Below are 11,486 nucleotides of genomic sequence, written 5' to 3'. Positions count from 1 at the left end.
TCCGTGCGGTCGGTCCCTCCATGGTGCGGGGTGCGCGCCCGGTGACGGTACGGCCACGGAAAGCCGCCCCGGCGAAGACCCCCCGCCTCGTTCCGCCACCCGGCGAAGGCCGCCCCGCCCCGTACCCCCGCCCCGTTAGCCCCCGTCCCCCCGTCCGCGTCAGCGGCGCGGTTCCCAGCGGAACCAGCGGCGGACGCCGTAGGCGGCGAAGAGGGCCCAGGCGAGGCCGCTGACGACGGCCAGCGGGGTCTCGCCGCCGTCGAGGTTGCCCGCCCAGCCGCCGCGCAGCAGCGTGAGCGGCGGCGTGAACGGCAGGAAGCGGGCGGCGGTCGCGAGCCCGTCCGGCATGACGTCGAGCGGGATGGCGACGCCCGAACCGATCATGGTCAGGATGATGACCGGCATCGCCATGACGGCGGCGGTCTCCGCGGTACGGCTCAGCGTCGCGGTGAGCGCGCCCAGGCCCACGGCCAGGACGAGGCCGAGCACCGCGCCGAGCACGACGAGCGCCGGGTTCGAGGGCGCCCCGGGGTGCACGAGCAGGACGGAACCGATGATGATCACGGCCCACTGCACGAGGCACGTGAGGACGGCCGGGAGCGCCGAGCCGACGAGGATCTCGTGGTCCCGCACCTCGCCGGTGCGCAGCCGCTTGAGCACCAGTTCCTCGCGCCGGGTCACGTAGGTGCTCACGAGCGTCGAGTAGACGGCGAAGAGGAGCGAGAGGCCGAGCGCCGTCGGCAGGAGGACGGTGCCGAGATCGAGCCCGGTGCCGCCCAGGTCCATCGAGTCGATGGCGTTCTTGAAGCTGAACGGGAGGACGAGCGGCACGACGAGGGCGGCGAAGAGCGTCCCCTTGCCGCGCAGCAGCAGCGTCGTCTCGGCGCGCGCGAGGGCGCCCATGCGGCTGCGCGCGGTCGAGGCGGGGCCGGTGGGGGCGAGGGTGCTCATCGGGTGGTCTCCTCTGCGAGCGCGGGGGTGGGGAGGGGGGACGGGGCGGCGGGGCCGCCGGTACGGGTGCCGGCCTGGGCCGCGATCCGCAGGAACGCCTCTTCGAGCGAGGCCGCGCGGATGTCGAGCCCGTCCAGCTCGATCTGCTCCGCGCGCGCCCACAGCAGCAGCTCGGTCGCCGCGTGCTGGAGCCGGTGGGTGCGGAGCCGGACGGTCCTGCCGTCCGCGTCGAGGAGCGCGGCGCGCAGCGCGGCGGCGTCCTCGGGGGGCGCGAGCCGGTCGGCGCGCGCCCCGGCGGGCTCGGCCCACAGCCGGGCGAGCTGGGGCAGGTCCTCGGGCCGGTGGCTCGCCGGGAGGCGGAAGGAGATCCGCGAGGGCTGGCTCGCGAGCACCTCGTCCACGGTCCCCGTGACGTTGATGCGGCCCGCGTGGAGGATCGCGAGCCGGTCGGCCAGCTCCTCGGCCTCCTCCAGGTAGTGCGTCGTGAGGAGGACGGTGGTGCCCTCGGCGCGCAGCGCGCGGACGAGGTCCCAGGTGGCGCGGCGGCCCTCGGCGTCGAGCCCGGTCGTCGGCTCGTCCAGGAAGAGGACCTCGGGGCGGCCGAGAAGGGCGCTCGCGAGGTCGAGGCGGCGCCGCTCGCCGCCGGAGAGCTGCTTGACGCGGACGGTACGGCGCTTGCCGAGGCCCACGAGGTCGAGCGCCTCGTCCACCGGGCGGGCCCCGCTCGTGCAGGCGGCCCACATCCGTACCGTCTCCTCGACGGTCAGCTCGGCGGGGAAGCCGCCCTCCTGGAGCATGACGCCGGTGCGGGGGCGGACCCGGGCGCGCTCGCCGACAGGGTCGTGGCCCAGGACGCGGATCGTGCCGCTCGTGGGCCGGGCCAGTCCTTCGAGGAGTTCGACCGTGGACGTCTTGCCCGCGCCGTTCGTCCCGAGCAGGGCGAAGAGCTCGCCGCGCCCGACGTGGAAGGTGATCCCGCCGACCGCTTCGAACCCGCCCCCGTAGACCCGGCGCAGGTCGGTCACGTCGATGACTCGCGTGGTGTCTGTCGCGCTGTTCATGCTTCGAGTCTTCCCGGGGCGCGGGGCCCGGAGCAGTGCGCGCTGTCATGAAGGCGGATGACAGATGTCATCGGGGACCCCGGCGCGCGGAGCACCCGCGCACCCGCGCTTCGGCGTGCCCCGCCCCTGCACGGCCCCCGCCCGCGCACACGAAGAAGGCCCCCCGTTTCCGGAGGGCCTTTCGCTGAGCGGACGACCAGGTTCGAACTGGCGACCTCAACCTTGGCAAGGTTGCGCTCTACCAACTGAGCTACGTCCGCAGATGCGCCCACGACACGCGTCGTGCGGTGCGGCGACCACCCTACCTCACGGTCGAGCGGTGCAGAGCGGGTGACAGGAATTGCACACTGCGCCTCCCCCTTGGAAAGGGGGTGTTCTACTACTGAACTACACCCGCGCGGCTCCGGGTTCCGGCCTTGCGGCCCGTTCCCTTCGGCGTGCTCCAGACTCTAGCCGATCACCCGGGGTGCAGCGCAAATCCGGGGGCGACGGCCCGTCAGGGGCGGGGTACGGGGACGGGCGGATCGCGGCGTGCCGGTGGCCCCGCCCGCCCCGTACCACCGGGGCTCACGCCCCGGCGCTCGGCTCGGCCGGCTGCCTCCCGGCCGCCGCCTGGGATCAGTTGGCCGCCTCGAACTCCTCAAGGACCTTCTTCGGGATGCGCCCGCGCTGCGGCACGTCCATCTGGTGCGACCTGGCCCAGGCGCGCACGGCGGCGGGGTCGGCCGCCACGGAGGTGCGCCGGTAGGCCCGGCCCGAGGAGGAGCGTTTGCGGCCCGCGGCCACGAACGGCTCCAGTGCCTTGCGCAGTTTCTCCGCGTTGGCCTGGCTGAGGTCGATCTCGTACGACTTGCCGTCGAGCCCGAAAGTGACGGTTTCCGCCGCTTCCTTGCCGTCGGTGTCGTCGTAAAGCGTGACCACGACACGCTGCGCCACGAATATCGGTCCTTTCGTCGGCGGCTCCCGCCGCCCGACCTGTACGCGACCGGAGTTCCGCGCTCCCGGTCGGGGCGCGGCCCTGTGCACGCGGCTGTGCGTACGGGATCATGCGTGCCCGTACACACTTTTACCGAATGTCTTTTCCCGGCCGATTCCTTTTTACAGGCCGGGGTGCGGAGTGGGGAAGTCCTTAAGGAGTTCTGCCGCGTGTTCCGGTCGCCGTTCCCGCCGGGTGCGTGCGCATTGCCGTCCCCTATATGCGGACGGATTTTCCGGCCCGGCGGACTTCTCGTGTGAGTACCGCCACAGCGCCGCCACAGCGCCGTCGCGGCGCCGTCGCGGTGCCGCCACGGCGCCGTCCGCGCGCACCCGTGAGCCCTGGTGAGAGCCGCTACTCCCCGCAAGTGATCCACTTCCGCTCTACCCGCGTAGAAATTCCGGGCCGGTACGCTGAACGGACAAGCTCAACGAAGCACCACACACCGGGAGTGCCCGTGGCACGCGTCGTAGTCGACGTCATGCTCAAGCCGGAGATCCTCGACCCGCAGGGGCAGGCGGTGCAGCGTGCACTGCCGCGCCTCGGCTTCGAGGGGATCGCCGACGTGCGGCAGGGAAAGCGATTCGAACTCGAAGTGGACGGCGAGGTGGACGACACCGTCCTCGCGCGTGTCCACGAGATGGCCGAGACCTTCCTCGCCAACACCGTCATCGAGGACTTCGTCGTAAAGGTGGAATCGTGACGGCACGTATTGGGGTCGTCACTTTTCCCGGCACCCTCGATGACCGTGACACGCAGCGCGCGGTGCGGATCGCCGGCGCGGAAGCTGTTCCGCTGTGGCACCGCGACAAGGACCTCAAGCAGGTCGACGCCGTGGTCCTGCCCGGGGGATTCAGCTACGGCGACTATCTGCGCGCGGGCGCGATCTCGCGCTTCTCGCCGGTCATGGAATCCGTGATCGCCGAAGCGAAGTCCGGATTGCCGGTCCTCGGTATCTGCAACGGATTCCAGGTCCTCACCGAGGCCCACCTGCTGCCCGGCGCGATGCTCCAGAACGACCGGATGCGTTTCGTGTGCCGCGAGCAGAGGCTGCGCGTGGAGAACGCGGACACCGCGTGGACCACCGAGTTCACCGCGGGCCAGGAGATCCGTATCCCGCTCAAGAACATGGACGGCCGCTACACGGCCGACGAGCGGACCCTCGACGCCCTGGAGGCCGAGGGCCGGGTCGTCTTCCGGTACGTGGACACCAACCCCAACGGCTCGCTGCGCGACATCGCGGGCGTGACCAACGAGGCCGGCAACGTCGTGGGCCTCATGCCGCACCCCGAGCACGCCGTGGAACCGCTCATCGGCAGCGGTGGCACGGACGGCCTCGGGTTCTTCACCTCGATCCTGAGGAAGCTGGTTTCCGCATGAGCGCCACGAGTCCCGAGAGCGCCCCGGTCCGCAGCGGCCTGGACACCGTCGAGAACGCCGCCGCGACCCCGGACACCCCGCTGCCGTGGAAGGAACTCGGCCTCAAGGAGGACGAGTACCTGCGGGTCCGCGAGATCCTGGGCCGCAGGCCCACGGGCGCGGAGCTGGCGATGTACTCCGTCATGTGGTCGGAGCACTGCTCGTACAAGAGCAGCAAGATCCACCTCAGGCAGTTCGGCGACAAGGCCCCGCACTCCGACGCGATGCTCGTCGGGATCGGCGAGAACGCCGGGGTCGTGGACGTCGGCCAGGGGTACGCGGTCACCTTCAAGGTCGAGTCGCACAACCACCCCTCCTACGTCGAGCCCTACCAGGGCGCCGCGACCGGCGTCGGCGGCATCGTCCGCGACATCATCGCGATGGGCGCGCGCCCGGTCGCCGTCGTGGACCCGCTGCGCTTCGGCGCGGCCGACCACCCCGACACCAAGCGCGTGCTGCCCGGCGTCGTCGCCGGGATCGGCGGCTACGGCAACTGCCTGGGCCTGCCGAACATCGGCGGCGAGGTCGTCTTCGACGCCTGCTACCAGGGCAACCCGCTCGTCAACGCGGGCGCGGTCGGCGTCATGCGGCACGAGGACATCCACCTCGCGAAGGCGTCCGGCGCGGGCAACAAGGTCATCCTCTACGGGGCCCGCACCGGCGGCGACGGCATCGGCGGCGCCTCGATCCTCGCCTCGGAGACCTTCGACGCGACGAAGCCGAGCAAGCGCCCGGCCGTCCAGGTGGGCGACCCCTTCCAGGAGAAGCTGCTCATCGAGTGCACGCTCGAAGCCTTCGCCGAGAAGCTCGTGGTCGGCATCCAGGACCTCGGCGCGGCCGGGCTCTCCTGCGCGACCTCCGAGCTGGCCTCGAACGGCTCCGGCGGCATGACGGTCGTCCTGGACGACGTACCGCTGCGCGACTCCACGCTCTCGCCCGAGGAGATCCTCATGAGCGAGTCGCAGGAGCGCATGTGCGCCGTCGTGGAGCCGGAGAAGGTCGAGCGCTTCCTCGCGATCTGCGAGAAGTGGGACGTCATCGCGACGGTCGTCGGCGAGGTCACCGACGGCGACCGCCTGGAGATCTTCTGGCACGGCGAGAAGATCGTGGACGTGGACCCGCGCACCGTCGCCCACGACGGCCCGGTCTACGAGCGCCCCCTCGCGCGCCCCGCGTGGCAGGACGCGCTCCAGGCCGACGACGCGAACAGGCTGCCCCGCCCGGCCTCGTCGGCCGAGCTGAAGGAGCAGGTCAAGCGGGTCCTCGGTTCGCCGAACCAGGCGTCGAAGGCGTGGATCACGGACCAGTACGACCGGTACGTGCAGGGCAACACCGTCCTCGCGCAGCCGGAGGACTCCGGCATGATCCGCGTGGACGACGAGAGCGGTCTCGGCGTCGCGCTCGCGACGGACGGCAACGGCCGCTACGCGAAGCTCGACCCGTACACGGGCGCCCAGCTCGCGCTCGCCGAGGCGTACCGCAATGTGGCGACGACCGGTGCCCGTCCGCTCGCCGTCTCGGACTGCCTCAACTTCGGCTCGCCCGAGGACCCGGCGGTCATGTGGCAGTTCTCGGAGGCCGTGCGCGGGCTCGCGGACGGCTGCCTCCAGCTCGGCACCCCGGTGACCGGCGGCAACGTCTCGCTGTACAACCAGACCGGTGACGTCGCGATCCACCCGACCCCGGTCGTCGCCGTCCTCGGCGTCATCGACGACGTGGCGCGGCGCACCCCGGTCGCCTTCGCGGAGCAGGGCCAGCTCCTCTACCTCCTCGGTGACACGAAGGAGGAGTTCGGCGGCTCGGCGTGGTCCGAGGTGGTCCACGAGCACCTGGGGGGCCTGCCCCCCGCGGTGGACCTGGAGCGCGAGAAGCTGCTGGGCGACATCCTCATCTCGGCCTCGCGCGACGGCATGATCGACGCGGCGCACGACCTCTCGGACGGCGGTCTCGTCACCTCCGTCGTGGAGTCGGCGCTGCTCGGCGGCAACGGCGCCCGCCTCGTCGTGCCCGAGGGCCTGGACGCCTTCACGTTCCTCTTCTCGGAGTCGGCGGGCCGCGCGGTCGTCGCCGTGCCCCGGAGCGAGGAACTGCGCTTCACCGACATGTGCGGCGCGCGCGGCCTGCCCGCGACCCGGATCGGTGTCGTGGACGGCGAAGCGGTCGAGGTGCAGGGCGAGTTCGCGCTCTCGCTGGACGAGCTGCGCGAGATCCACGAGGGAACGGTGCCGGGCCTGCTGGCCTGAGCGGCCCCCGTGTACGGGGCGCCGCCGCGACCGCGCCCCGTACCCGCGTCAGCCGACGCGCTCCCGAGCCCCCGCCCGGTCCCCGCGACCGGGTGGGGGCTCCGGCGTTCCCGGGGGCGTCCCGGCGGGCGCGGTCCGCGGGGCGGGGAGGCGCAGGACGAGCGCTGTCGCGAGGAGCATGAGGACCGCGAGGCACGCGAAGACCGTGTCGATGCCGCCCGTGAAAGAGAGGGCCGCGCCGGGGACGGTGACCGAGGGGTCGTGGCCGCGCCCCGCCGCGCCGTCGAGCCCGGTGAGGCGGGTGAGGAGCACGCCGGTGAGGGCCGCGCCCGCCGCGCCGCCGAGCGTCTGGAAGAAGCGGGCGGCCGTCGTCGTGACGCCGAGGAGACCGGCGGGCGCGGAGTCCTGCGCGTACTGGACGAGCCGGCCCACGAGGAGCCCGAAGCCGCAGCCCAGGACGAAGAGCGCGCCCCGTGTGGCCCAGGGGGACGTGTGCGCGCCGGAGGCCGCCAGCCGGGCGAGGCCGAGCGCGCCGCCCCCGGTGCCGAGGGCGAGGGGCAGCCGGGTGCGGCGCCGCGCGTACCGCTGCGCGAGCAGGCCGGAGACCGTCATCCCGGCCGCCATGGGGAGCAGGAAGAGCCCGGCGCTCGCGGAGTCGAGGCCGCGCGCGACCTGGAGGTAGAGCATGACCTGCACGATCGCCGAGGTGAGCCCGATGCCGAGGAGGAGCTGCACGGCGAAGCCGAGGCGCAGGGCGCGCGGCCGGAACAGGCGCGGCGGGAGCACCGGTTCGGGCGCGGTGCTCTGCCGCCGCAGGAAGAGCCCGAGGAGCGCGAGGGTGGCGGCGGCGAGGGCGAGGGTCTGCGGCGCGAGCCAGGGCCAGCGGTCCCCGCCCCATTCGAGGGTGAGCAGGAAGGACGAGGCGAAGGCGGCGGCGAGCGCGGCGCCCGCGTAGTCGACGGGGCGGCGCTCGGGGCGGTCGGGGAGGCGCAGGACAGCGGCGGCGGTGAGCAGGACGGCGAGGCCGACCGGGAGGTTGACCCAGAAGATCCACCGCCAGGACAGGTGCTCGGTGAGCAGCCCCCCGACCCAGGGGCCGAGCGCCATCCCGGCCCCGGCGACCAGGCCCCCGGCCCCGGCCCCGGCACCGCGGCCGGGGGGGGCGGGGCGGATGGCGTGGTGGCCGCGGGCGCCGCTCCGGGCGGTACGGCTCCGGGTGACGGGCGCCCCGCCGGTGCGGTCCCCGTGTCCACCGCCCCCGTACCCGCCGCCGCCCCGGAGTCCTCCGCCGCCCCGGAGCCCGGCGCCGCGAGGCGGATCACGACGAGCGTGATGCTCATGAGCCCGCCCCCGCCGATGCCCTGGAGGGCCCGGAACGCGAGGAGTTCGGGCATCGACCGGGAGAAGCCGCACAGCGCGGAGCCGAGCAGGAAGACGCCGAGCGCGCCGAGGAAGACGCGTTTGGCGCCGAGGGTGTCGCAGAACTTCCCGTAGAGCGGGAGCGCGGCCTTCGCGGCGAGCTGGAAGGCGGTGACGAGCCAGGGGACCTCGGCGAGACCGCCGCCCGGGTCGAGATCGTGGACGAGCGGCACGGCGGCGGCCGAGACGATGTTCGAGTCCAGGACGGCCAGGACGATCGTGACGAGACAGAGCACCGTGACCAGGCGGAAGCGGGCGGCGGGGGCGAGCGGGGGCGGTGACGGCATGAGCGGGCTCCTCGGGTCGGTTCGCTGCCGAGGATGACGCAATTTTGTGTACCGAGTCAATATTTCAACCGGGTCAATGTCGTGTCGGGCCTCCGTGCGGCCGGGAAACAGCAGGTCCGGGCCCGCCGAAGCCGCTGGTAGCGTGCGCGGCATGAGCGGCCTGCGGGAGCGGAAGAAGGCGGAGACGCGGCGGCGGCTGCGCGAGGTGGCACTCGGCCTCTTCACCGAGCGCGGCTTCGAGGCGGTGTCGGTCGCGGAGATCGCCGAGGCCGCGGGGGTCTCGAAGATGACCGTCTTCAACTACTTCGGCAGCAAGGAGGAACTCGTCCTCCAGCCGCTCCAGGAACACGTCGAGGACACCGCGCGGGCGGTACGGGAGCGGGCGCCCGGCGAGCCGGCGGTGGCCGCGCTGCGCCGTACGTACCTCGCGGCGCTCGCGGCGGGCGACGCCTCGCTCGGCGGCAGCGATCTGCCGCTCGTGCTGCGCCTCCAGGGGCTCATCGCCTCGACCCCCCCGCTCCTGGAACGGGTGCTCGTGCTGCGCGGGCTCTCCGAACGGGCGCTCGCGGCCGAGCTGACGGCGGCGACGGGGGACGAGGCGGGCGCCGCGCTCGCCGCCGCGCAGATCCTCGCCGTGTGGCACACGCTCGTCGGCCGCAACTTCCGCGCCCTGCTCGCGGGCACCGGGGCGCGCCGCGTCATCGCGGACGGCCTCGCGCTCGCCGAGCGCGCCTTCGGCCAACTGGAACACGGGCTGGGGGACTTCGGGAGCGCGGACCCCGTGCGTACGGACCCGGCACCCGCAAACCCGGCTCCCGCAAACCCGGCTCCCGCAAACCCGGCTCCCGCAAACCCGGCTCCCGCAAACCCGGCTCCCGTAAACCCGGCTCCCGTAAACCCGGCTCCCGCAAACCCGGCACCCGCGGAACCCGGGCGCGCGGCCCCGGAGGGCGACGCCCCGGGCACGTGAACGGCGCCCGGCGCGGCCGAAGGACCGGGCGGCGGCCGGGCGGGCGCGGAAAGGAGGGCCGTACGAGGCGACTTGGCGGGCATCCGTTCTCCAAGAGTCCGTCGTCGTGAGGAGAGCGCGTGACCCTCTACCAGCGTCCACTGATCCCCGCGGGCTCGCCGGAATCCGCCCCGGACGAGACCGGGCGCATGTTCCAGATGATCACCGGCTACTGGGCGACACAGATCGCCCGCACGGCGGCCGAGCTGCGGCTCGCCGAACACCTCGGCCAGGGACCCCGCACGGCGGCGGAACTGGCCCGTACCGCGGAGCTCGACCCCGCGGCGACCACGCGCTTCCTGCGCGGCTGCGACTCGCTCGGCCTCGTGAGCACCGAGGACGGCGAGACGTACGCCGCGACCCCCCTCCTCGAAACACTGCGCGCCGACCGGCCCGGCTCCCTGCGCGACCTGGCCCTGTGGGGCGGCATGACCTCGCACTGGCAGCCCTGGGGCCACCTGCCCGAGGCGGTGCGCACCGGACGGCCGCAGGCCGAAGGCGTCTTCGGCGAGGACCTGTTCACCTACTTCGCCGCGCACGAGAAGGAGGGGACGCGCTTCGCCGCGGCCATGGCGGCCATGACCCGGGGTGTCGCCGACGACCTCGCGGACGTCATCACGCTCGCGGGGGACGAGACCGTCATGGACGTCGGCGGGGCGTCCGGCGCCTTCGTCCAGACCCTCATGGCCCGGCACCCCGCGCTGCGCGGCGCCGTGCTCGAACTGCCGCACCTGGCCAAGGCCGCGGAGGAGGCGACGGCGGCGGCCGGGCTCTCCGAGCGCTTCACCTTCGTCGCGGGCGACTTCCTCGACGTCGTGCCGCCCGCCGACGTCTACCTGCTCAAGTACGTGCTGCACGACTGGGACGACGAGACCGCCGTGCGCATCCTGCGCAACTGCCGCGCGGGACTGCGTCCCGGCGGCCGGGTCCTCGTCACCGAACTCGTCATCGACCCCGAGGACTCGCGCGGGCTGCCGCCCCTCATGGACCTCAACATGCTGACCCTCTCCAACGGCGGCCGCGAGCGCGAACGCGCCGAGTTCGCCGCGCTGTTCGAGGCGGCCGGGCTGCGGCTCACCGGCGTGACGCCCTCGGCCTCGCTCGTCTCGGTCGTCGAGGGGTCGGCGGCGTGAGCCCCCGGCCGGGAGGAACGAGCACCCGACGATGATGGACCGGCCCGGCGGCCCCCGGGGGGCTGTTGTACACGGGGCTGCCCGTCGTCGCCTTCGTCGTCGCCAACGCGGCCTTCGGGCTCACCGCCGCGATCGTGACCGCGATGGCGGTCGCGGTCGGCCTCGCGGTGCCGCGCCTCGTGCGCAAGGAATCGGTCCGGCCGGCGATCGGCGGGCTCATCGGCGTGGGCACCGCCTCCCTCGAGGCCTGGAAGACAGGCTCGGCCAAGGGCTACTTCCTGCTCGGCATCTGGTTCAGCCTCGCGGCGGCCGTCGTGCTGCTGCTCTCGGTGCTCATCCGCAGGCCGCTCGCCGGATACGTCTGGAGCACCCTCAACGGGCAGGGCCACGAGTGGCGCGAGGACCGGATCGTGCGGCGCGGCTACGACATCGCGACGCTCGCCCTCCTCGCCGTCCTCGCCGCCCGCTTCGTCGTGCGGCAATGGCTCCACGACCACGACAGCACCGGCTGGCTCGCCTTCGCCCGCCTCGCGATGGGCTACCCGCTGCTCGCGCTCGCGCTCCTCGCGGTCGTCTGGGCGGTGCGCCGGGCCACGAAGCGGTCCGCCGCGCTCCGCGAGACGCGGCCCGGGCAGGAAGCGCGCGGCGGCGCCGGTCCCGCCACGGAGACCGGGCACGCCCACGCCCTGGCGCCCCTCGGCGCCCCGGCCGGCGGCCGGGTCCCGGGCGCGGAGCCCCGGCGCCGGGCCACGACGGACGGCGCCGGACGCGGGAGCGTCGGTGTGGCGCGCACCGGGCGCGACGGCGGCGGCACCGGCTGGGCCCGCGACCCGCGCACCGCGTGGGCCGCACGAGCGGCCGCCCCGCCGCGCCGGGACCCGACCCCCGCACCTGAGCAGGGCGTGCGAGGCCCCGCCACGAGCGGGACGACCGGAGCCCCGCGCGCCCACTCCCACTCCGGGAGCGGGCCCGGCTCCCACTGCTGGGG

General features: G+C 73.8%; 10 protein-coding genes, 2 tRNA genes and 1 pseudogene. 6 read left to right on the top strand and 7 right to left on the bottom strand.

Annotated elements, in window-relative coordinates; all coding sequences use genetic code 11:
- Positions 1-159: 159 nt before the first annotated feature.
- From SSBG_RS13510 to SSBG_RS13490, 5 genes are all read right to left on the bottom strand, one after another.
- Positions 160-951, bottom strand: coding sequence for an ABC transporter permease (locus SSBG_RS13510; protein WP_008746685.1), 792 nt, complete (start codon positions 949-951; stop codon positions 160-162).
- Positions 948-2,012 (bottom strand): ABC transporter ATP-binding protein, encoded by a 1,065-nt coding sequence (locus tag SSBG_RS13505; protein ID WP_008746684.1) that lies wholly within the window; start codon positions 2,010-2,012, stop codon positions 948-950. Before SSBG_RS13505 ends, SSBG_RS13510 begins: the two co-directional genes overlap by 4 nt.
- Before the next feature lie 187 nt (positions 2,013-2,199).
- Positions 2,200-2,272 (bottom strand) — tRNA-Gly (locus tag SSBG_RS13500).
- Positions 2,273-2,337: 65 nt separating this feature from the next.
- Positions 2,338-2,409, bottom strand: a tRNA-Gly gene (locus SSBG_RS13495).
- 221 nt (positions 2,410-2,630) lie between these two features.
- Entirely contained in the window at positions 2,631-2,948 is a 318-nt protein-coding gene (locus tag SSBG_RS13490; RefSeq protein WP_007824243.1) for a histone-like nucleoid-structuring protein Lsr2, read from the bottom strand.
- Between the two features lie 497 nt (positions 2,949-3,445).
- On the opposite strand from SSBG_RS13490, the gene purS reads away from it, so the two are divergent.
- Genes purS through purL form a run of 3 tightly spaced genes read left to right on the top strand, consistent with a single transcriptional unit; the run spans position 3,446 to position 6,650 of the window.
- On the top strand, positions 3,446-3,691 hold the full coding sequence (gene purS, locus SSBG_RS13485; protein ID WP_037869695.1) for a phosphoribosylformylglycinamidine synthase subunit PurS: 246 nt from the start codon (positions 3,446-3,448) through the stop codon (positions 3,689-3,691).
- Positions 3,688-4,368: a phosphoribosylformylglycinamidine synthase subunit PurQ gene (purQ, locus tag SSBG_RS13480; protein WP_008746682.1), complete on the top strand. Its 681-nt coding sequence runs from the start codon at positions 3,688-3,690 to the stop codon at positions 4,366-4,368. The genes purS and purQ overlap by 4 nt, the downstream gene beginning before the upstream one ends.
- Positions 4,365-6,650, top strand: coding sequence for a phosphoribosylformylglycinamidine synthase subunit PurL (purL, locus tag SSBG_RS13475; protein ID WP_008746681.1), 2,286 nt, complete (start codon positions 4,365-4,367; stop codon positions 6,648-6,650). Before purQ ends, purL begins: the two co-directional genes overlap by 4 nt.
- A 48-nt stretch (positions 6,651-6,698) precedes the next feature.
- On the opposite strand, the gene SSBG_RS35780 is transcribed toward purL, so the two are convergent.
- Together SSBG_RS35780 and SSBG_RS35775 are read right to left on the bottom strand one after the other, a co-directional pair.
- Complete coding sequence (locus tag SSBG_RS35780; RefSeq protein ID WP_037869694.1) at positions 6,699-7,757, bottom strand: MFS transporter; 1,059 nt, start codon at positions 7,755-7,757, stop codon at positions 6,699-6,701.
- Positions 7,758-8,014: 257 nt separating this feature from the next.
- Positions 8,015-8,356: pseudogene (locus SSBG_RS35775) on the bottom strand (MFS transporter); the annotation flags it as partial.
- A gap of 151 nt (positions 8,357-8,507) precedes the next feature.
- Here SSBG_RS35775 and SSBG_RS13455 point away from each other — a divergent pair.
- The 3 genes from SSBG_RS13455 to SSBG_RS13445 all read left to right on the top strand — a co-directional run.
- Positions 8,508-9,326 carry a TetR/AcrR family transcriptional regulator gene (locus SSBG_RS13455; RefSeq protein WP_008746679.1) on the top strand — a complete coding sequence of 273 codons (819 nt, stop codon included), beginning with the start codon at positions 8,508-8,510 and terminating at the stop codon, positions 9,324-9,326.
- 119 nt (positions 9,327-9,445) lie between these two features.
- Positions 9,446-10,498: a methyltransferase gene (locus SSBG_RS13450; RefSeq protein ID WP_008746678.1), complete on the top strand. Its 1,053-nt coding sequence runs from the start codon at positions 9,446-9,448 to the stop codon at positions 10,496-10,498.
- Positions 10,499-10,563: 65 nt separating this feature from the next.
- Positions 10,564-11,486: DUF3159 domain-containing protein (locus tag SSBG_RS13445; protein WP_234010514.1), on the top strand; the 923-nt coding region annotated here is incomplete at its 3' end.

The sequence above is a fragment of the Streptomyces sp. SPB074 genome, assembly GCF_000154905.1.
In the GTDB taxonomy this organism is placed as follows: domain Bacteria; phylum Actinomycetota; class Actinomycetes; order Streptomycetales; family Streptomycetaceae; genus Streptomyces.
Note: the sequence above shows the minus strand (reverse complement) of the source record. Positions and strands in the feature narration are given on the sequence as shown.